At 36.4% G+C, this 21842-nt stretch carries 17 protein-coding genes and 1 pseudogene; 5 read left to right on the top strand and 13 right to left on the bottom strand.

The annotated features are described in order from the left end of the window. Positions 1-39: 39 nt before the first annotated feature. Positions 40-1860, bottom strand: a complete 1821-nt coding sequence (locus tag PRVXT_RS02640; protein WP_350344148.1) for a BCCT family transporter — start codon at positions 1858-1860, stop codon at positions 40-42. Positions 1861-2106: 246 nt separating this feature from the next. On the opposite strand from PRVXT_RS02640, the gene PRVXT_RS02635 reads away from it, so the two are divergent. Then, entirely contained in the window at positions 2107-2667 is a 561-nt protein-coding gene (locus PRVXT_RS02635; RefSeq protein ID WP_350344147.1) for a TetR/AcrR family transcriptional regulator, read from the top strand. 452 nt (positions 2668-3119) lie between these two features. Beyond that, positions 3120-4454 (top strand): radical SAM protein, encoded by a 1335-nt coding sequence (locus tag PRVXT_RS02630; protein ID WP_350344146.1) that lies wholly within the window; start codon positions 3120-3122, stop codon positions 4452-4454. Positions 4455-4490: 36 nt separating this feature from the next. Here the strand turns inward: PRVXT_RS02630 and PRVXT_RS02625 are convergent, their stop codons facing one another. The 5 genes from PRVXT_RS02625 to PRVXT_RS02605 all read right to left on the bottom strand — a co-directional run bounded on the left by PRVXT_RS02625 (position 4491) and on the right by PRVXT_RS02605 (position 8187). Further along, entirely contained in the window at positions 4491-4970 is a 480-nt protein-coding gene (locus PRVXT_RS02625; RefSeq protein WP_350344145.1) for a hypothetical protein, read from the bottom strand. Next, complete coding sequence (gene fliS, locus PRVXT_RS02620; protein ID WP_350344144.1) at positions 4957-5334, bottom strand: flagellar export chaperone FliS; 378 nt, start codon at positions 5332-5334, stop codon at positions 4957-4959. The genes PRVXT_RS02625 and fliS overlap by 14 nt, the downstream gene beginning before the upstream one ends. A gap of 100 nt (positions 5335-5434) precedes the next feature. Then, positions 5435-6160 (bottom strand): hypothetical protein, encoded by a 726-nt coding sequence (locus PRVXT_RS02615; RefSeq protein WP_350344143.1) that lies wholly within the window; start codon positions 6158-6160, stop codon positions 5435-5437. After that, positions 6160-6927 carry a GNAT family N-acetyltransferase gene (locus PRVXT_RS02610; protein ID WP_350345093.1) on the bottom strand — a complete coding sequence of 256 codons (768 nt, stop codon included), beginning with the start codon at positions 6925-6927 and terminating at the stop codon, positions 6160-6162. The genes PRVXT_RS02615 and PRVXT_RS02610 overlap by 1 nt, the downstream gene beginning before the upstream one ends. Before the next feature lie 411 nt (positions 6928-7338). Further along, a complete protein-coding gene (locus tag PRVXT_RS02605; RefSeq protein WP_350345092.1) occupies positions 7339-8187 on the bottom strand; it encodes a methyl-accepting chemotaxis protein in 849 nt (282 codons plus the stop codon). 1428 nt (positions 8188-9615) lie between these two features. Here PRVXT_RS02605 and PRVXT_RS02600 point away from each other — a divergent pair. Beyond that, a complete protein-coding gene (locus PRVXT_RS02600) occupies positions 9616-11562 on the top strand; it encodes a methyl-accepting chemotaxis protein (RefSeq protein ID WP_350344142.1) in 1947 nt (648 codons plus the stop codon). 1017 nt (positions 11563-12579) lie between these two features. Here the strand turns inward: PRVXT_RS02600 and PRVXT_RS02595 are convergent. The 7 genes from PRVXT_RS02595 to PRVXT_RS02565 form a co-directional block, all read right to left on the bottom strand. Beyond that, positions 12580-13458: a chemotaxis protein CheV gene (locus tag PRVXT_RS02595; protein WP_350344141.1), complete on the bottom strand. Its 879-nt coding sequence runs from the start codon at positions 13456-13458 to the stop codon at positions 12580-12582. A gap of 477 nt (positions 13459-13935) precedes the next feature. Further along, complete coding sequence (locus tag PRVXT_RS02590) at positions 13936-14133, bottom strand: YjfB family protein (protein ID WP_350344140.1); 198 nt, start codon at positions 14131-14133, stop codon at positions 13936-13938. A gap of 111 nt (positions 14134-14244) precedes the next feature. Beyond that, positions 14245-14535, bottom strand: coding sequence for a flagellar protein FlaG (locus PRVXT_RS02585; RefSeq protein ID WP_350344139.1), 291 nt, complete (start codon positions 14533-14535; stop codon positions 14245-14247). A gap of 13 nt (positions 14536-14548) precedes the next feature. Next, complete coding sequence (locus PRVXT_RS02580; protein WP_350344138.1) at positions 14549-14848, bottom strand: hypothetical protein; 300 nt, start codon at positions 14846-14848, stop codon at positions 14549-14551. Between the two features lie 302 nt (positions 14849-15150). Continuing rightward, the gene (locus PRVXT_RS02575) at positions 15151-16341 is read right to left on the bottom strand and encodes an IS481 family transposase (protein WP_350342451.1); all 1191 of its coding nucleotides are present in this window, start codon (positions 16339-16341) and stop codon (positions 15151-15153) included. 179 nt (positions 16342-16520) lie between these two features. Next, positions 16521-16883 carry a hypothetical protein gene (locus tag PRVXT_RS02570; RefSeq protein WP_350344137.1) on the bottom strand — a complete coding sequence of 121 codons (363 nt, stop codon included), beginning with the start codon at positions 16881-16883 and terminating at the stop codon, positions 16521-16523. 1813 nt (positions 16884-18696) lie between these two features. Next, entirely contained in the window at positions 18697-20940 is a 2244-nt protein-coding gene (locus PRVXT_RS02565) for a sugar-transfer associated ATP-grasp domain-containing protein (protein ID WP_350344136.1), read from the bottom strand. 291 nt (positions 20941-21231) lie between these two features. On the opposite strand from PRVXT_RS02565, the pseudogene PRVXT_RS02560 reads away from it, so the two are divergent. Together PRVXT_RS02560 and PRVXT_RS02555 are read left to right on the top strand one after the other, a co-directional pair. Then, a pseudogene (locus PRVXT_RS02560) lies at positions 21232-21507 on the top strand (transposase); the annotation flags it as partial. 62 nt (positions 21508-21569) lie between these two features. Beyond that, positions 21570-21833: an IS3 family transposase gene (locus PRVXT_RS02555; protein ID WP_350344135.1), complete on the top strand. Its 264-nt coding sequence runs from the start codon at positions 21570-21572 to the stop codon at positions 21831-21833. Positions 21834-21842 lie beyond the last annotated feature (9 nt).

The following is a 21842-nucleotide window of genomic DNA, read 5'->3' as shown; positions in this document are numbered from 1 at the left end:
AGGGGGTGTTTCCTTTAGCCATAGATTAACTGCCTACCTTTATCCTTCTATTTTTTTACCTTCCGATGCTGCATTATCTACTAAAGCTTCATCTTGTACAGCGGAGGTAATTGCCTCATTAAGAACATGCTCTTCTTTGATATTCCTTACCTTTTTACGAACAATTTCTTCAACTTCATACTCTTCAGCGAACCCGGCATTTAGAGAATATATCATAATAACCAAGATTACTGCAAAAGGCAATCCTGTTGCCACAGAAGCTGTTTGTAGTGTTGTCAGCCCACCACCGATTAACAGTGTGGCAGCTATAACTCCTTCCATCACCGCCCAAAATACCCGTTGAGGCACCGGAGAGTCCAACTTCCCTCCCGAAGTAAGATGGTCTACAACCAAAGATCCAGAATCAGAGGAAGTTATAAAAAATACCGTTACCAATACAATTCCCACAATCGATAACAAATTAGTTAACGGCAAATTTTCCAACATAGCAAAAAGTGCAATTGACTCATCTATACTTACAGCTCCTGCTATATCAGCTATACCATTAGATTGAATAAAAAGAGCGGTTCCTCCAAATACAGACATCCACAAAAACGAAAGAATAGTTGGAAATAACATAACACCCAATATAAATTCCCTAACAGTCCTTCCTTTAGAAATCCTTGCAATAAACATTCCCACAAAAGGAGACCAGGATATCCACCATGCCCAATAAAACACTGTCCATCCACCTTGCCAATTGGTATCTTTAAAGGTTTCAGTCCACAAACTTAAATGAGCAAAGTTGGCTATGTAATGACCGAGATTTTGAGTAAATCCACTTAAAATATAAACAGTGGGTCCTAAAATAAGTACAAATAACATAAAAACCCCTGCTAAGCCCATATTCAACTCACTAAGCCGCTTTACCCCTCCATCTAATCCCGCCATTACAGAAATTGTGGCAAAGCCAGTAATAACAGCTATAAGAAGCACCTGAATATTCGTACTTATACCGATGCCAAATAAAAAATCTAAACCAGCATTTACCTGGACCACCCCTAATCCTAAGGATGTAGCCAAGCCTGTTAAGGTAGCCAAAACCGACAGTACATCAATCAAATTTCCCCAAAAACCATATATCTTATTTCCCAAAATAGGATAAAAAATAGACCGAATAGTCAAAGGTAACCCACGATTAAAAGCAAAGAACGCCAGTCCCAACCCAACTATAGAATAAATAGCCCAAGGATGAATTCCCCAATGAAAATATGTGGTAGTCATAGCCGCTTGGGCTGCCTCGGGGCTTTCTGCTACAACATCGGTAAACATGGGAGAAGGCTGACCAAAGTGCAAAATAGGTTCCCCTACACTCCAAAACAAAAGCCCGATACCCATACCAGCGCTAAGAAGCATAGCATACCAACCAATAGTGCTAAACTCCGGTTTGGCATCAGCTCCTCCTATCTTTATTTTACCAAACCTTCCAAATGCAAAATACAGCGCAGCTAAAATAAAAATATTAGCCACTAAAATAAAAAACCAACCAGCATTTTTAGTAATCACATCTAAAGATTGATCAAAAAGAGTCGCCGCCTGCTCATGAAACATTAAAGTTAACACTATAAAAACCACTAAAATAGCAGAAGATACAAAAGTTACCTGGGGATGTATATCAAAACCAAAACCCTTCCAATTATCTTCACCAGGCTCTTTTCTGCCAGCGGCGGAAAACAAAGATGCTGTAGGTCTAATTTGCAATCCCTTAAAAGGCTCTCTTTCTTTTAAAGCCTTTTTTCTCGCATCAGCCTCCGCTTTTCTTAGTTTCTTGGCTAACTCCAATTTAGCCTGTTTATTCTCCTCCATAACTTCATTAATCACTCTCCCATCGATTATTAAATCTATAAGTTATTGACCTACATTAATTATAACATATGAAATATCTAGTAAGTAATAGTTTTGTTTGGACAACCCCCTAAGCACATTTTAAAGGAATTTATTTCTTTAAAGTCGAAATATTTAAGTACGGTCAACTTATATCAAAAAAAGATAAAATTCCAAAAAAATTGATATATACCTATTACTATCTGAATATGGTATTATATAACCTTCTAAGGGGTGGGATAAATGACTGACTTAACTAAAAAAGCTTTAGGGCAATCACTAAAGAGTTTATTGAAAAAGAAAACTCTAGACAAAATAACTATAAAAGATATTGTTTCTGACTGTGGAGTAAACAGACAAACCTTCTATTATCACTTTCAAGATATATATGATTTGTTAGATTGGATTTTTATTGTTGAAGCTACAAAGGAAATGGAGCAAAGAAGAAAAAAAAATGAAACGTGGCAGCAAGGCCTGCTAAGAACTTTCGACTATATAGAATGCAATAAATCTTTTGTAATCAATACATATAATTCAATTGGTCGGGAACACTTTGAAAAATACATCAATAAAGTTATAAGGCAACTGTTAGCTGAGGTTGTCGAACAAAGAAGTGAAGGTATTAATGTTACTTATGAGGATAAAAACTTTATTATAGACTTTTATACTTATGCCTTGCTAGGAGTTATATTAAACTGGTTACGGCAAGGAACACAGGAAAACCCTAAAAAAATAGTGGATAAATTGAGTAAGCTAATAAAAGGCGATGTTACAAGAGCGTTGGAAAAATTCGACAAAAACTAGACAAATTCGTCAATATGTATAATTTTTCGACAAAAGAAGCCCAGTGTTAATTTTTTTAACACTGGGCTTCTTTTGTCTATATATAACCATTACATCATTTAATATAATTAAATAAAGAGGGAAAATAGTATAATTTCTTCCTTTTTTTAGCATTAACTCTAAAAAATTATCAATAATTATAAAAATAGTAAAAATCCCAATCTTCATCATAAGTTAAGTGCTGTAAAAGCATATTGGCGTTAAGATAAACCTTTTTTAAAAGGTGGGAAAATAAACGTCGATATGTCGATATATAGGACCTTTTAAGTTATAACAGCCTATTTAGAATAATAGATAATTGCAAATTTTAACTCACTATATAAACATGACTTTAGGTATTACGAAAAGAGCATCTAATTAGGCATAGTAGCTTTACAATCGCCTAATTTAAAATATTGATGGGAGGGGTAAGAATGAGCGTAATTGACCAATGTAAAAGGTACGCTTTAGTTAACCTTTATCGCTACATGGATAAAAATCCCGATAAAAATTTACCAAAGCTTGTAAAATGGGGAGATAGAATTGACAAACAAAATCAATTTGTTACCCAAAGAAAGATAATGAGAGAAATTATAGAAGATGAGGAGAATCATTGGAACCAGTTAATCAAAAGTTTGTGGACAGATGTTGATGATGAATTGCGCAGAAAACTGTTTGAGAACTTTTTCCTTAACGCTACCCTCTTAGGCTTCCCTAAGCAAAGAAAACTAGAAGAAAAACATGATTGCAATATACCATGGGCCATACTACTAGACCCTACATCCGCTTGTAATCTTGATTGTACAGGGTGTTGGGCTTCTGAATACGGCGACAAGCTAAACCTAGATTTCGAAACCTTAGATAGCATTATTGAACAGGCAAAGGAATTAGGCATACATTTCTTCCTCTTTTCAGGGGGAGAACCCTTGGTACGGAAAAAAGATATTATAAAACTATGCGAAAAACATAATGATTGTGCCTTTTTAGCTTTCACCAATGGCACTTTAATAGATGAAGAATTTGCGGAAGAAATGTTAAGAGTAAAAAATTTTATACCTGCATTTAGCATCGAGGGCTTCGAAGAGGAAACAGACTATCGTCGCGGCAAAGGAACATACTCTAAAATATTAGAGGCTATGAAAATACTTAAAAATAAAAAACTACCTTTTGGTGTATCTTGTTGCTACACTAGCAAAAATACAGAATCTATCGGAAGTGAAGAGTTTATCGACCAAATCATAGCTTGGGGAGCAAAGTTTGCATGGTTCTTTACTTATATGCCAGTAGGAGTAGATGCAGCACCAGAGCTGATGGCAACCGACAAACAGCGAAAGTTTATGTATCATCAAATTAGAAAATTTCGCAAAACAAAACCATTGTTTACCATGGATTTCTGGAATGATGGTCAGTATGCTAAAGGCTGTGTAGCTGGAGGTCGTAGATATTTACACATAAATTCCAACGGCGATTGTGAACCCTGTGCTTTTGTACATTATTCAGACTCTAACATTAAAAACAAAACACTTTTAGAAGCTTTAAAGTCTCCTCTTTTTAAAGGGTATAGAAAAAACCAACCCTTTAATAAAAATCACCTACGCCCTTGTCCAATTCTAGATAACCCCGGTAGGCTGACAGATATTGTAGATGAAAGTGGAGCTACATCTACTGATTTTAAAGACCCAGAAGATGTTAGGGATTTAAGTAAAAAGTGTGAAGTTACGGCAGAAAAATGGGCCACAACTGCAGAGCAGTTGTGGAACGATAGTTAAACAGATAGCTAGGGTGATAGGTTTACGCCTATCACCCTAGCTATCTTCATCCACAAAACGAGGACTGGGTTTAACTGGAACAGCCATCCCTCTGCTATAGCCTTTAAGCAACTTTTGTCCCGTATATGCTTTTCCGATTTCTTCTAGTTGTCCTTTGTGCTCTTTGACAAACAAATCTTCTATATTTAACTGCAAATGTTCAATCTCTTTGATTGCTATAACTATCTCCTGAGCCCGCTCTAACCATCGATTATTTTCATCCTGATTCAATTCTTTAGCAATATCGGCAAAATTATTAACCTTTCCCGCTCGACAAGCCTTTTTCCAATCGGTATTTAATTTTTCTATTTCTCCTATAACCTTACCTTTTTCTTCAATGCTTTTATATAATTCTGCGTATTGACCGTTGCTTACATATTCTAGCTGATGATTAGATAGTTCTAACTTTTTTTTAAATAACTTTAACCGCTCATCTTCTAAAGCATCTAGCTCTTCCAAAATACTACTTTTCCTCATTTAATTTGGTAAGCATCTCCTTCCATGTATCCCGCATATCTGTCAAAATTTTTAAAGCTTCTTCAACGGGCTCCTTGGATAAGCTAGCATGGGCTTTGATAAGCCTATTTATTACAAACTGATATAAGCTAGCAAAGTTTTTTGAAATCTCTTCATCCTGCTTTAAAGTAGACGTAAGTTCCACAACAATATCCTGGGTTTTTTCAATTTTTAATCTAAACTCCTCTTTATTATCCTGCTCTAAAAAATTTATACTTTGGTTGAGATTTTTTATTGCTCCATTATAAAGCATTAACACCAGTTCCCCCGGTGAAGCTGTATTAATTTGAGTTTGCTTATACTGCTGATACGGATTATTTTTCATTTGTTATTCCCCCTGCTTTTTTAGTATCCTCTATTAGGCGATTGTCTGTCTTTATAATATTTCTTCTAACTAAGCTATTTAAAGTAGCTTTATTTTACGATTAGCCATCGGTTGTAGTATCACCTACATAAAATTCTGCCAAATCTGTTAACTGCCTGTCCAACCATTTACGTTGGTTACTCATCTGATTGTATATAGCAGATGCCCCTTGGTGCCAATTAGAAGAACCTGTTATTCTATCTTTAACTATACCATAATTGGCGTCTAAATTAACGTCTAAACTCTTAATTTTTTGCCCTATTTTCTCCATTTTGTATGCCGCAGCGCTATGGGGCGACAAAAACTCTTTGTATATAACTGCCTTTAAAGTTTTAAGGACTCCTTTGTCACCTAGCCAAATTTCTTTAATATCAACGGGCATAGAGCTGGAAGGCTGTATTCCCTTCACTGACTTTGTCAAACCACCTCTATTTGATTGATAGGCAGGTTTGATTGTGCTTTCCACTTTCTCTACCATATCAATAGAAAACTGTGGTTCTTTTTGAGCCAGCTCTTCTAAGTATTCTATAGCTAAATTGTATCTTTGACAGAAATCATCCACATCATCCCACATATGTCTAGATTTTTGTTGCCATTTTTTCTCTAGAGAAATACATAGGCTATGTAAACTATGAAGCTTAGAGTTTGCCTTTCTCCATCTATAAAGCTTATCCGAAGCGTTCTGCTGAGCTTTTTCCTTTAACTTTGCCGTGGATGCACTAACTTCGGGAGTTTGTTCTATTTGTTTTTGAGTTTGTACTTTATTAAAGACATTTCTTATCTTCATTAGTTAGCTCTTCCTCTCCATTGTACTAATACATCCTCTTGCTTGAAACCTAAGTTCTTATAAAAGTTTAAAGCAGCAACATTGATTTTATCCACCAGAAGCTCCACTGTGCTAACTTTAGCTTTTAAAAGATTTAAAAAACAGGTATTCATGACAACGGTACCATAACCTTTATGCTGCATCTTTTTACACACCGCAACATCATAAACATAAGCACTATTCCCATTTCTAACCTGCTGAGTAAAAGTAGCCACTGGAGTCTTGGCATTCTCACCGAGATAAGCCAAGTATATCGCTACATCACTATCTTTTAACATTTGATTAAGACCGTATTCATCTAAAGTATAATTAAAGTTTTCCTCTATTATTTTATTATATCTATTCAAGTTATCTTTAGTAACCCTCTCTAAAAAACAACATTTTTTTCTTTTTTTATAAACATTCAAATTTATCTTAAGTTGGTACACCTGTTTTTCTTTTTCAAAACCCAAGCGCTTTGCAAAAGCAAGGCCTGAGGATACACTACGTTTGGTGTGAGCTACCAATTCGTTATAATTGTTTTGTGTACGTTGTATCAACATACGATACAAATTTAATCCAATATTTTGGCGAGCATGTTCAGGCAGCACAAATATATTTAGCTGACCAACTCCCTCAGCCTCGCCAGACATTAAAGTAGCCATTCCCACAACCTTATTATTAGATTTTGCCAAAGCTACGCAATGATTATACTGCTTAACCATCACGTCAAACCACTCTTCAGAAATAGATTGTCTTTCGTTATAACTTACATTGATTTCATCAATAAATTCAAAAACAGCCTGCTTATCCCTTTGCTTTAACGTAGAATAATAAATCCCACTCGCCCCCTTTCTCCATAATGATATTTTTCTACATCATTCGCCATTTTCCTGCCGCTTTATATAATTTACAAATTACAATGGACAATTGATGATTAAAATCTTAGTTGGATAGCAGGCAGTTGGACAGCAGACAGTTGGTCAGTTGGTCAGGGAAATTCAAGAGCTAAATTACATTTAAGACCCACTGTCATCCTGAGCTTTAACGAAGGATCTTATGCTCTAATAATGAACTTGACCTCCATGTGATGCTTTCTACTATCTAGCTATCCTCTATCTTCTATCTTCTATCTAACTATCCTCTACCTACCACCCTACTTATTTATATTTTTCTACAAACCCCGATAACTCTTTAATTGTATCATTGATTTGCTCGGTATTTGCTAAAACTTCTTGGGCGGTAGCTGCTTGTTCCTCACTAATAGCACCTACTGCATCAATACTTTCGTTAATCGCCGAAACACTGGTATTCATATCACCTAAAATCCCTTCTATCTTTGTAACAGCCTCTTGCGATTTTTCTGCTAGCTTTCTAACTTCTTCAGCTACTACTGCAAACCCACGACCGTGTTCTCCTGACCTAGCAGCTTCAATAGATGCGTTTAAACCTAGTAAGTTTGTTTGAGCTGATATGGATTTTATTAAGTCTAGAATATTTAAAGAATCTTTTTGCTTGCTAGTTAAGTCATCTACTTTTTTTATCAACACTTGCCCTGAATCTGCTAAATTTTCTGATGCAGCAGCCAGTTCATTCATACTATCTGTAACCTGTTGAGTAACCTCTGACACATCTTCTACATTTTCCACAAGCTTCTTATTGTTTTCAAAATCTATCCCCGAGCTTAAAGTGCCTATAATTTCATTATTCTCTCCATAAATTGGCGTAAATATGGTTTTAATAGCTCTTCCATACACCTCGGGGGGAACATTGTCAATGGTATCCTTTTGCTCTTTTATACACTGCTGTATATTTTTTATTCCCTCAATTGGCTTGCCTTCTGGCAAGTCTAGTTCAAATTCATCTGCTCTGTAGTACCCAACATACTTCTCTAAATCAGTTAACCCAACTGCCATATCTTCATGAGCTATCCTATTGATATATGGCAAAACAACCTTAAAAGCAGCCAATATTTCTTCATTTGTTTTATAACTCTCATTTTTCATCAGACTCCACTCCTTAATTTTATTTTTACTGGTACATAATCCCTATTTTTTATGGTATGTTTATAAACTATACTACATATATCATATCATAATATATCGGAAAAAAATCAAAGTTCTTAAATATATAGTATCCCTAACCAGTTGTACCCTGTCCTATGAAAACTTATGAAAACAGCCTACAATCAATCAGTAAGAAAAATTACAATTAAGTGAGTCACTTTTAAAGAGTTTAGATTTGATAACACAAAATCAATTAACGAAAAATAACACTCTTCTTTTACAAATAAGCTGACCTAATAAACCCATACTAATCAAATTTCGCATAATGTCCTTCATAAAAGTGGCAGGAGATTTTATCATATCTCCTGCCACTTTTATGAAAAATAAATTAATCAAAACAAAATTGCCCAATACCAATAATGTTGCCACAGAGCGACCATCTCCGCAGGCAATGAATTACCTGCTACGGCATTTGGTAGCAGCGTTGCTCTCCCACGTAGAGGGGAATTCATTCCCCGGATTGTGGTAGCGAGTCTATAACCTGTCACTTTTGAGCAGCCATAGCCGCAGGCAATGAAGTACCTGCTACGGCATTTGCTAGCAGCGTTGCTCTCCCACGTAGAGGGGAATTCATTCCCCGGATTGTGGTAGCGAGTCTATAACCTGTCACTTTTGAGCAGCCATAGCCGCAGGCAATGAAGTACCTGCTACGGCATTTGCTAGCAGCGTTGCTCTCCCACGTAGAGGGGAATTCATTCCCCGGATTGTGGTAGCGAGTCTATAACCTGTCACTTTTGAGCAGCCATAGCCGCAGGCAATGAAGTACCTGCTACGGCATTTGCTAGCAGCGTTGCTCTCCCACGTAGAGGGGAATTCATTCCCCGGATTGTGGTAGCGAGTCTATAACCTGTCACTTTTGAGCAGCCATAGCCGCAGGCAATGAAGTACCTGCTACGGCATTTGCTAGCAGCGTTGCTCTCCCACGTAGAGGGGAATTCATTCCCCGGATTGTGGTAGCGAGTCTATAACCTGTCACTTTTGAGCAGCCATAGCCGCAGGCAATGAAGTACCTGCTACGGCATTTGCTAGCAGCGTTGCTCTCCCACGTAGAGGGGAATTCATTCCCCGGATTGTGGTAGCGAGTCTATAACCTGTCACTTTTGAGCAGCCATAGCCGCAGGCAATGAAGTACTTAGAATTTAGTACGTAAATATGCTATATTTAGACATTTTTCGATATAATTAAAGGTTTTTTGCAAAATATAGCGAAGTAAAACAGGTAAATTAGTACCTTTTTTATTTATTATATTTTTTATTACGTGGGCTGATAATCTAACAAAAAGATAAAACAAGAAAGGATGATACCATGAAAGGTTTGCAAGGAAAAATGACCGCAACTTTTTTAACAGTATGCCTCATATTAATTTCTGCAATGGGTATAATTTTATATTTTTCTGCGAGCAACTTAACAGGAAACTTGTCAGAAGACCTTAATACAGAAATTATAGACATTTACTCTCAAAATCTTGAAGGACTATTGCAACGAAAAGTTTCAGAAGCTTATATTATTTCTCAAAACGATGCAGTAAAAAAAATGGAACCAGAGCTTGCTGCACCGTTACTTGGCAATATTGTAGAAAACACCGATTTCAGCACTTTATCTTTAGTGTACCCTGATGGGACAGCATATGATGCTGATCTTCAAACCTACGACTTCAGTAGCAGCGAATATATGGATGCCATTTTTCAACAAGGAGAGGATTTCTACATAACCAACCCCTTTCCGTCTTCTATTGATGGTGAAATGTTAGTAGTCATTGCTCATGGTATTAATAATGATCAAGGTGAAAGGGTGGGAGCTATCTCCGGCTCTATCTATTTAAGTGAACTTACCTCTATGTTAGAAAATATTAACATTAGTGATGCAGGGTTTGGATGGATTTTAGGTAGCGACGGTACTATATTAGCTCACCCCAATAGTTCCCTAGTTGGTGAACAAATAGGCACTGAAAATTATTACTCCGGTGTTTCTATTGAGGATATAAGCCAAACTAAACCAGGAATATTAGAGACGGATTTAGACGGAGAACAAACTGTTTTGCTAAACTCTCCTATCCAAAAAACCCAAGACTGGAACCTTATGGTGGAAGTTCATTGGGATGAATTATTATCAGGCATGAACACTTTCCGCACTTTATTTTTTATAATATTTTTTATAGCAATACTCATTAGCGGAGGCGCGGCTTTTGGGGTAGCTAATCGTACGGCTAAACCAATTTTATCAGTTGCGGAAAAACTCAAACGTATCTCTCAATACGATCTCACAATAAACGAAGACAAAGACCTAATTAAATATGCGAAACGCAACGATGAAATCGGTGATATGATACGCTCAAGTACTCAGATGCAAAACAATATCATAACTTTAATTCAAAAAATTTCTAAAGCCGGTGAGGACGTATCAACTTCAGCCCAAGAATTAACAACTACCAGCAAAAACTCTTCTATAGCAGCAGACGAAGTAGCAAGAGCCGTTGAAGAAATCGCTAACAGTACTTCAGAACAGGCATCAGAAACAACTGAAGGCGCTAGCGCTGTAAATAAACTAGGAGATTATATAAATATGAATCAACAACGTTTAGAAAATCTCAATAGCGGTATAGATGAGGTAAATAAGTATCAATTAAGCGGACAAAAGTCTATGGAAGGTTTGTTAATCACCACTAAAGAAAACCGAGAAGTAACAAACAACTTTAAAGGAGTAGTTGAGGAAACCCAAAAAAGCGCTGAAAAAATCGAAACCGCTAGCGGACTAATTCAAAATATCGCTGAGCAAACAAATCTTCTGGCTTTAAATGCTGCAATAGAAGCAGCAAGAGCTGGAGAAGCTGGCAAAGGATTTTCGGTAGTAGCTGACGAAATTAGAAAGCTAGCAGAGCAGTCTAACCAATTTACCGATGATATCATAAAAATAATAGAAGACCTCACAATAAAAGTAAATTTAGCAGTAAAAGATATGGAATTAGTAGATAATATAACATCAAAACAAGAGCAGCAGGCACAACAGACGAAAGAGGGATTCGACAACATTCAAAGCTCGCTGAAAAAAATGAAGGCAGCGCTAGAGGATTTAAATTTATCCGGTGATAACATGGAAACAAAAAAAGATGAAATCATTACTTTAGTAGAACACATTTCTGCCATTGCTCAGCAAAATGCCGCAAGCACAGAGCAAATTTCGGCTTCTGTAGAAGAACAAACTGCAGCCATGGAGGAAATCTCTAATTCCAGCGATAATCTGTCCGACCTAGCCAAAGAAATGACTCACTCTATTAAAGAGTTTAAGTTTGATAACACAAAATCAAGTAAAGAAAAATAACACTGGTATATTAGTTAACTGGCTTATGACCCCATACAAATTAAGTACACTTTATTTCTTTAATTAAAAGAGGCAGGTGATATTATCATATCGCCTGCCTCTTTTGATAAAAAATCTTAAACTCTATGTTTTTTAGTAGTTAAAACAAAATTATCCAAATCAAAACTGTGCCAAGCAACCATAGCCGCAGGCAATGAATTACCTGCTACGGCGTTTGGTGAGACGTTGCTACCTCACGTAGAGGGGAATTCATTCCCCGGATTGTAGTAGCGAGTCTACAACCTGTCACTTTTGAGCAGCCGTAGCCGCAGGCAATGAATTACCTGCTACGGAGTTTGGTGGGAGTGTTGCTCTCCCACGTAGAGGGGAATTCATTCCCCGGATTGTAGTAGCGAGTCTACAACCTGTCACTTTTGAGCAGCCGTAGCCGCAGGCAATGAATTACCTGCTACGGAGTTTGGTGGGAGTGTTGCTCTCCCACGTAGAGGGGAATTCATTCCCCGGATTGTAGTAGCGAGTCTACAACCTGTCACTTTTGAGCAGCCGTAGCCGCAGGCAATGAATTACCTGCTACGGAGTTTGGTGGGAGTGTTGCTCTCCCACGTAGAGGGGAATTCATTCCCCGGATTGTAGTAGCGAGTCTACAACCTGTCACTTTTGAGCAGCCGTAGCCGCAGGCAATGAATTACCTGCTACGGAGTTTGGTGGGAGTGTTGCTCTCCCACGTAGAGGGGAATTCATTCCCCGGATTGTAGTAGCGAGTCTACAACCTGTCACTTTTGAGCAGCCGTAGCCGCAGGCAATGAATTACCTGCTACGGAGTTTGGTGGGAGTGTTGCTCTCCCACGTAGAGGGGAATTCATTCCCCGGATTGTAGTAGCGAGTCTACAACCTGTCACTTTTGAGCAGCCGTAGCCGCAGGCAATGAATTACCTGCTGCGGTATTTGGTGAGACGTTGCTCACCCGCAAACGGTAACAATTCTCTTGTTACCGTTTCGTAGCGTTTAATATAGACATTAAGATTTCTTAGTTATATTCGTTACCAATGAAACTAATTTATCAATTTCAGGTTTTGTAATCTGCGCATCTGCGCCAACACTTTTTCCTTTATGGACTAATCCATCACTTACTATGGAAGAAAACAATATCACAGGTATATCTCTCAAGTTTGGGTTTTCTTTAATATTTTTAGTTAGCGTAAGACCATCCATTACAGGCATCTCTATATCTGTAATTACACAATAAATCTCACCTATATTTACTGATTCCAGATAAGTCAAAGCATCTTTGCCGTTGCTGAACTTTTCTACTTTCGCGCCTGCCTTTACAAATGAATCATTTACCACTTCTAACAGAAAAGATGAGTCCTCGGCTACAACCAATTTTCTACCTTCTAACCCACTAGTAATTGATGTTTTTTGAACTGACAAGTTTTGGTCCATATCTGCTAATATTTTTTCAAAGTCAAGTATTAATACAACTTCTTCGTCTTCTAATTTTACTACACCGGTTGCTGGCGTTTCGTTATCCATTGTTAAAATTTCTGAAGGAGTTTCAACTTGGTCCCATGAAAGTCTTTTTATCCCCACTACTTCACTAATTTCGATGACAAAATCACTGTTATTTATATACATCAAAATCAATAGTCTTTCTTGTTCATTTTTGCCACATTCTTTATTTAAAGTATTTGCCATATCTAAAACTGGCAACACCCTACCTCGATGATTAATAACCCCCTTTATGTTAGGATGGGTATTGGGCAGCCCAGTAATTTTCTGGTGAGTTATTATAGACTCTACTTTTGCCACATTTACCCCTAAGGACAAATCTCCAACTTTAAAAATGACTATTTCCAACTCATTGGTTCCACTTTCCAGTAATATTTCGTTTTTCAATGTTAACTCCTCCTCGTTTATGACTGGTAGACGATTAGAAAACTTCACAAAGTCTGATATAATAGTTCTTATTTTAATAATTTCATAAGAATCCCCCGAAGTTATTTGCAATTACCTAACTCTCTTGAATACCAAATTTTATGGTTTCAGCATGTAAAAAATATTAATTTATTATTGCAAGTTTATAAAGAAACCATAAAGACTTCCAGATGTTCATCTCTACATATCAATCCTTTTCACCATATTGAGAACAATTTATATCATGTCATACTCTTCTTACAAAAACTCCAGGCTAGTTTAGCTCCCTGTAATCCCCTCAATACTCGGCAAGACCTAGGATTATCTTTTAAGCCTATACTCAACAACATTAATAAATGACCTATAGTTAAGCTCGTCATCTGCATAATATTTTTCCAAAGTAAGGCCTTTACTTATTTATTAGATGTTAATACGTGTCACTCCATGCTAGGAAGTTCTTTACACCTTTAAATCAATATTAGCTCCCAAATTAGAATTAACAGACTGCTCCATCATCTTGGTGTTAGCCTCTAGTATTTTGGTCATGTCATTAGCCTGCCCTTCGGCAGAATCCATTGCCATCTTCATAACCGAAGTACTCACTTCATTTTGAAGCTTCATTTGATTTAAACCTATAGATAATGCCACTATATCCATGGTATCATCCCCTTTCACAACATTTTTGTCATCATGTTAATACAACTAATTTTACAATGACATTTTAATAACTGGTTTGGCAGGACTTAAAAGTTTTTAATTATGGTTTAGCTATCCCTTGTCAAGCATCCTTTTAGTCCGAATCATTCTATCAACTTCTGCATCTGAAATTCTCTTCTGTACAACTTCTCCGGTAGAGTTATCGATTACATGGGCTATATTCCTTTTTAGCTCTTTGTTATAAGTATAACTAACTCTATGGTTTTCTTTTAGCCCATGATTGCTTATATCTTCAACTTGATCTATTTGTGTTGGCGCTACTTTGGGTATTTTACCGCTAGTTAAGTTTTGTAATTTGTTTTTGTATGTAGCTAAGTTGATATAGTTATTATTTATCTTCACAACATCACCTCATTTACTTACAGTTATCACAAAGCTCTCCACAATCTACAAAATCCCCACACAGCCTACACTGGGGCAAAATTGTTCGATCATCTAGTAAGGATATCCAGCCGTCCTTTACATACCGTAGGATAATCGACTGTTCAACCCCAGTGGCCTCAGCCACCTCCATCACCGTTGCCCCTTTATTATCATACACATAATCCCTAACAATCCTATACGAACTCACCTCTTTACCTTTACATTCCTTACACATAAAATAACCACTGGAATATATCACCTTGCCACATTTCTTACAATTTCCAAGTTTCACTTTTGTCTCACCTAATTTCTTTTAAAAGCTAATTTACAATGGACAATGACTACCTTAGTTGGATAGGTTGCAGTCAAGGGCGAATTTACAATTTACAATGGACAATTGACAATGAAGACCTTAGTTGAATAGATATTAGTCAAGGGCGAGTTTACAGTGGACAAAGCTTCTCACTGTCCTCCTGAGCGTTAGCGAAGGATCTTAAGCTCTAATAATGAACTTGACCTCCATATTATGTTTTCTATTCTACTATCTTCGGTACAGGTTCAAGACATGATTAACACTTTTGGTTCAGGACATGGTTAACACTTCTTGTTATTTTCTTCATTTTGAATAGTGTAAAACTTATAGGTTTGCAAGTCAATTTCACCTAATAAAAATCTGTTAAACCAAACATTTAGTCTGTTATGTTCATCTTTTTGACTCAAGCCAACGTGATAGCCATATAACGCATAACTTAATGTTATTTCTATGGATTTGATTTTCACTGCACCGTTTGAATTTACCTTCCTTCGCTCAAAACTGACCGGATAAATAATCTCATCCACATTGCCATTATATTTAATTTCAGATGGCGTGTACCTATCACTTGGCGTTTGATAGTCTAGTGCCTCATGAGGCCTTACATGATTAAACTCTCTTCTCCATTCTTCAACTATCTTTTGGTTGTGGGAATAAGTACTGTTATTAATTTTTTGGACCTCAGCTTTTAGATCTCTGTGCATTCTTTCGTGACCGCCATTTTGCTGAGGCTTGGCAACTTCTGTCCTATCTGGAATAATTCCCAGTGACATCCACCAAGCTGATAACCTAGTTAGTCCTAATAAACTCCCTCTATGCGCAAAAGGTGTGCCGTTATCACTTCTAATGGTTTTTGGAAGGCCATACTTTTTAAATACCTCTTCAAACACTTCTTTTACAGGTTCTGTGGCTTGTCTTTGCAATAATCGTGTCGCAAGAAGGTATCTACTATCGTCGTCTCTGATAGTTAAGGGGTCACATTTTTTGTTATCAGTGGAGTACCACCAACCTTTAAAGTCGACCGACCAAACATCGTTAGGTTTTTCAGGCTGGATAAGCTGCCTAAGCGCATCTTGGTTAGTATCAGCTCTTTTAACTCTTCTTTTTTTAACTAACCCAGCTTTTTCAAAAATTCTTTTTATGCTACTTTCAGAAGGTACGCTTTCAAAAGGATAATTTTTTTCGAAAATCTTTTGTATCTTACGGGCTCCCCAGGAGGGGTGAGCATGTTTAATATTTAGTATTTTTATAATGCAGTCTTCTGATAACTTTTGGGGGCTCTCCTTGGGCCTTTTACTTAGGTCCCTTAATCCTTGAAGCCCATATTGTTCATACCTGTGTTTCCACTTGTAACCTGTATTTCTACTTATGCCATATTCAGCACATAGGTCTGTAAAAGATATTTTTTCGGTTAGTGCACGGTTAACAAACTCTTCTCTTTGATCCACTTTACTTTTCTCCTCCCATGGCATTAGGTGAAACCTCCTTATGAATTTTCACCTAACATTTTATATGATTTGTTAACCATGTGTTGGACCATTTTTGTTAACCATGTCCTGACCGAACATTCTGTCTAACTACCAGCCACCAACCACCAGCTACCTGCCACCAGCCACCAGCTACACATCCACATAGGCCCGCAAGCAGTTGATTAATTGGCAACGTATTTTCTTAAGTGACTTTCTATTTCCTCTTTCCATTCATTAAACATTGGCGCTAAATTATTTTGTATTAAATCTATAGCTTTTTGACCGTTATTTGACTCATAATCACCGATCACTACTTCCAAGCTATCCTTGAGCTTGGTATTCTTAGAAACTATCTCATTTTCAGGCAGTTTGGGCAGTAAATTTCCCACAGCCTCTTCTATGCTGGCAAAAGCATTAACTATATCCATAAGCATCCCCATGGCTTCCTCAGGCTTAAAATTCTTTATCACATAGTTTATTCCTTCTTCCATAGTTTCCAGTAATTCTAAAGTATTTTCAACCACTTTTAAATCTTCATTAGTCATGATACGCCTCCTTTTATAAAATTTCCTCTTTAGTCAGCAGCTAAATTTTCTCCCCACATTCAATTGTTAGTTTCAACCAGTTTTTGGTAGTAGATGATTCACAACAACTAACCTGCAACATTACGTTTCTAACAATATATAACGGCTGCATAATAATATTTAATATAATTATATCAGATTATATTATTCTTTAATAATCCATGAATAAAAAATACTTATTTTAAGAAAATTCTTTATTAAAGTGAGATAATCCTTAATAAAACAAAGTCCTTCGTTACACCCCTCTATTACACTTTTCACTCATTGCTCTGCCCCGTTACACCGCCTCCTTTGTGTGCTGAACTCCTTATGTCGTTCTGAATCAGCGAAGAATCTTAAGTTTGAAATAAATGCATCTGTTTGTCGGTTAGGAGATTAAGGAGAAAACTGATTAACCACAGTAAACGGTTATTACGAAATTGGCTACCATATTTGCTGCTTTAGGAAAATCCTATTTTGACGATGGCTCAACAGTTGTCCAACAACTGCTAAACGATTGTTCAGCGTCGACTCAAAACCTAAGCTGGCGAATATGTGGAGAAACAGTCCTGTCCCCAGTGATATATTGCTTATCTGTACTTATCTAATTCTAAGTTCATAGATTTATCTTTTAAAGTTAAATTTCCTGTGTAGCATGCCAATCCCTTGTGTCACCTGGGTTTTGAATGGATTCTTCTAATGGTGTTTCAGACCCAGCACAAGTCCACTATTTCAACATCGTTAGATCCTAGTCCCAGCATATAGCTTATTTCGACTTTTTCGTGGCCAATTTGGCTTTAAAATTTTTGCCTAGAGGTATTACTCACTAATTTTTCTTTTGCTAACCCGTTTCTAGCTTAAAATGTAACAAGGTTCCTGTCCCCCTGTTATTTGCAATTTAGGTATTAAATTTTTTACTTAAAGATATTACTCTCTAACTTTTTCTTTTACTAATCCGTCTTTAACTTAAAATGTAACAAGGTTCCTGTCCCCTGTTGTTAAGATATTACTCTCTAACTTTTTCTTTTTGCTACCCGTCTTTAGCTTAAAATGTAACAAAGTTCCTGTCCCCCTGTTACTTCATATTACTTCTGTCTTACATAATTAAGTCCCTCTTCCATAGTTTCCAGTAAATCTAAAGTAAAGTATTTTCTATTACTTTCATATCTTCATTTGTCATGATGATCCTCCTTTTAAAAAAACGCATGTTCTGAAATAAATATAGTGTTAAATAAACTGATATAATTATGCTCTAATATAATTATATCAGTTAAATAATTCTTTAAACAGAAACTAACAAAAAATTCAAAAAGCACATATTTCTAACTAAACTTAGCCAACAACTTAACAAAATGTAACAAGGTTCCTGTCCCCTTGTTACGTTTTTCTAAATTCTAAGTTCATAAATTCTTCACTACGTTCAAAATGACAACCTGCTTTGTGCCTTCGAAAGGCGGAGCTTTTTTTCTGTATATGTATCTGTATCTTTTACTGTAAAAGCTTCCTGTGTAGCATGCCAATTTCTTGTGTCACCTGGGTTTTGAATGGGTTCTTCTAATGGTGTTTCAGACCCAGCATCAGTCCACTATTTCAACATCTTTAGATCCTAGTCCCAGCATATAGCTTATTTCGACGTTTTCGTGGCCAATTAGGTTTTATAATTTTGACTTAGAGGTATTACTCATTAATTTTTCTTTTGCTAACCCGTTTTTAGCTTAAAATGTAACAAAGTTCCTGCCCCTCTGTTACTCCCCTAATATCTTCGTTTGTCATAGTATGCCTCCTTCAATATAATCTATTTCCCCCGATTATCTCTTACGTGTTTAAGAACTTCTCCTGTAAGGTCACCGAATAAAGGTGTTTGACAGTTTATTTGGTATAAGAAAGTTGGTCCCCAAAAGTTTAACTCTAAAAATATAGGTTCACAATCGGTCCCAACCACAACATCCCATGAAACCAAATCACAATGAAGTACTTCTTTATGCAAATCTCTGACAAGCTTTTTACACTTATCATAATTAGGGACCTTAGCGTAGTCTTTGAAACAGTAATTAGTTGTGGGATGATGAGTATAGATATTCGCTTTTTTATCTATAGCATAATCCATAAATTCCCCTGTTTCTGTAATCCCACAACAAACTCCCCCTGCACCAGAGTTATCTTGAACTTGGCCAGCAACACCAAATCTAGCATATGCCAAGAGGTTGTGTACCTCCCCCTTCCACCTTAATGTAACCATCCTAAGGGTATTAACTGATGAAGAATGAGGCTCAGCCAGCACAGAGTGCTGTTGAATTGACTCTTGCACTAAAAAATTTACTCCCCAAATCTTTTCAATGTCTGAGATGTCAATTATTTTCCCTTTGTGATACACATTAGATCCTTTTATGTTAAGCTTTGCAATGCCTTTGCCATCATCAGTTGTGCTAGGCTTTATTATAAGGTCTTTAGATTGACTTTTTAGTAATCTAAAAGCTTCTTCGCTCCCCAAATAATTGTTATCGGCATCAAAATACTTCCCTCTTACCCTTTTTAGTACATTTACAGCTCGATTAGGAGCAGGTATTAGCTTATCATATATATTTTTGTCGCTATATCCCACTTTGCCCATCATGGTGTCATTAAAAAAAGGAATAAATTCTCCCCACATTATGTTATGAGGAATCACCCGTGGATCCTTTTGTCCCGTTAAATTAGCATGGGCTATGTGTTGGCCGGGATCTATTGTTTTTCCATAATGCTTTTGCCAATACTGCTGTACTTCTTGTACGTAGTCTTCATCAATGTCTTTTAACAAACCAGCATTATAAAACTTAACATTATGCCTGTTTTTAATATCAATATCATATTTGCTAAACTGCTCCTGTTCCCTTGCTGTGATATCTTTACACAATATATCAGATTCTATAGCTTTCTTTCTGCCCATATCTTTAAAGAAAGAGTAGAAAAATCTTGTAGCAGTCTCTTTATTGTATATTTTCTTTTGTAATTGTGGCCATTTGTTAATCTCTTTTATATCTACAACCTTAGATTGGTCTTTTGTCATAGGTAGCTGACACCTTATAGACTTGTACCCTAATACAGCTAATGTTGCCACAAAGTGGTGACCGCTAGTAACTACAAACCTGTATTCATTTTTATTTTTTAGCATATACCCACTTATACCATCAGCAGCAAAAACATCAGGGTGATAACCTGTATCATTTATTAGCTTATAATAGTCTATCAACTTTTTCATTTCAATTTTTCCGTTTTGATTAGAGTTAGGGCCAAAAAAGTAGTTTTGCTGGTCCACAGTCTTTTTCTGCTTTTTGTTTTCTAGATAACATTTGTTTGAATGTACAGACCAAGGGAGAGGTGACCATCCCTGACTTGCAGGAGCTTTAATACCGTTCTCTCCTCCTATTGCGTCCTGCAAGTTTTCTGGCCTAAATAGTTGATAAAACCTTCCCAGCACCGACTCCTGGTATTTTAAATTAGGGCATTCTTTATACTCCTTTAAAAGCTCTACAAAGGGGTGCCAGTCATCATCCCCAAACCCAAAAGCAAAAATGTCGCTGCACTTGTTTATTTCTACATCCACCAATTTTGTTTTGCTTCTTACATTTTTTATGCCATAAGGTATGTTTTTTTCATCAGGACTATGTGTTTGATTGCCTTCAACAGCAATTTTAATGGTATGTTTTAATTTTTTTAAGGCATTCTCCACACTAATTAGTTGCTCTGTTGATTTGGCGATATCTTTACTGTCATTATATGTATCAAATGATTTTATAAGCTTTCCTTTTTGTTCATATAAATATGCCAAATTATATCTCATATCAAAATCTTTAGGATTATTTTGTATCCCAGAAATTAGAACCTCAATTGCTGTGTCTACATCACCTTTACCAACATAAATCATAGCTTTTAAACTAAAAACATCAGGATCTTCAGGTCTCTTCTTTTCATACTGCTCCAAAATTTGCAAGGCTTGCGGATAATGTCCCCTATCTATAAAACTACGAATTCCATCTTTTACTTTATTTATACTATCCATTTAATAACTTCCTTTCTATAAGCTCTAGCAGGTTCTTGTACTTTTTTTCTACAGTGATAACTGTAATCCCTCTTTTAATGATAAAATGTTTAATAGCTACTACTACTTAATATAATTATATCAGATTATGTATCCTTTAGGTCAATAAAGGAAATATCTCATAATAGCAAGATTTACTCAATGTGATGCTAGAATAAAAATAGGAGAACTTAAACATAGTAATTTCTGTGTATCTGATATAATATAGAAATCAGATAAGGAGAGATTTATTATGAGTAAAAAAACAAAAGATATAGTGAAGAGTTTAAACAGGATGCCGTCAATTATTATTACTCCTCTGGAAAATCAATAAAAGCATCTGCATCAGATCTTAATATTAGTTCCTCGGGTCTTGCAGGATGGATTAACAGTGCTAAAGCAAATGAAGGGGTTGTCAACCACCGTGGCTCGGGAAATTATTCATCCGATGCTGAAAAAGAAATTGCTAAATTAAAAAAAGAATTAAGAGACAAAGAGGATGCACTTAATATCTTAAAAAAGGCCATAGGCATACTGAACGAAGATTAACTGAAGCAATCTACACAGAGGTAAAAGCAGCCTCGGAAAAGCACCGAATTTCAGTTAACAGTGTGCTTAAAAAACTAGGCGTTTCATCATCAGGTTATTATAGCTGGAAAAAGAGAACCACCTCAAATCAAGAGTTAAGAAAAAGATCTCTTTGCACAGAAATTACCGAGATATATAATGAATCACATCAAATATATGGAGCACCTAAGATCACTTCTATATTAAGATCCAGAGGGCATGCAGTATCAGAAAAGACTGTGGGCAACTATATGAAAGAGCTTGGTATTAAAGCAATTTGGGTAAGTCCTTATACGCGAACTACATAGACCCAGATT

Origin of the sequence: Proteinivorax tanatarense (assembly GCF_040267685.1) — a bacterium.
Taxonomy (GTDB): Bacteria; Bacillota; Proteinivoracia; order Proteinivoracales; family Proteinivoracaceae; genus Proteinivorax; species Proteinivorax tanatarense.
This window is presented reverse-complemented; position numbering and strand designations above follow the sequence as displayed.

What these genes read in the sequence shown, in the direction of transcription:
- PRVXT_RS02635 (WP_350344147.1), top strand. Translation starts at nt 2,107, where the DNA reads ATGACTGACTTAACTAAAAAAGCTTTAGGGCAATCACTAAAGAGTTTA.
- PRVXT_RS02630 (WP_350344146.1), top strand. Translation starts at nt 3,120, where the DNA reads ATGAGCGTAATTGACCAATGTAAAAGGTACGCTTTAGTTAACCTTTAT.
- PRVXT_RS02625 (WP_350344145.1), bottom strand. Translation starts at nt 4,970, where the DNA reads ATGAGGAAAAGTAGTATTTTGGAAGAGCTAGATGCTTTAGAAGATGAG.
- fliS (WP_350344144.1), bottom strand. Translation starts at nt 5,334, where the DNA reads ATGAAAAATAATCCGTATCAGCAGTATAAGCAAACTCAAATTAATACA.
- PRVXT_RS02615 (WP_350344143.1), bottom strand. Translation starts at nt 6,160, where the DNA reads ATGAAGATAAGAAATGTCTTTAATAAAGTACAAACTCAAAAACAAATA.
- PRVXT_RS02600 (WP_350344142.1), top strand. Translation starts at nt 9,616, where the DNA reads ATGGGTATAATTTTATATTTTTCTGCGAGCAACTTAACAGGAAACTTG.
- PRVXT_RS02590 (WP_350344140.1), bottom strand. Translation starts at nt 14,133, where the DNA reads ATGGATATAGTGGCATTATCTATAGGTTTAAATCAAATGAAGCTTCAA.
- PRVXT_RS02575 (WP_350342451.1), bottom strand. Translation starts at nt 16,341, where the DNA reads ATGCCATGGGAGGAGAAAAGTAAAGTGGATCAAAGAGAAGAGTTTGTT.
- PRVXT_RS02570 (WP_350344137.1), bottom strand. Translation starts at nt 16,883, where the DNA reads ATGACTAATGAAGATTTAAAAGTGGTTGAAAATACTTTAGAATTACTG.
- PRVXT_RS02565 (WP_350344136.1), bottom strand. Translation starts at nt 20,940, where the DNA reads ATGGATAGTATAAATAAAGTAAAAGATGGAATTCGTAGTTTTATAGAT.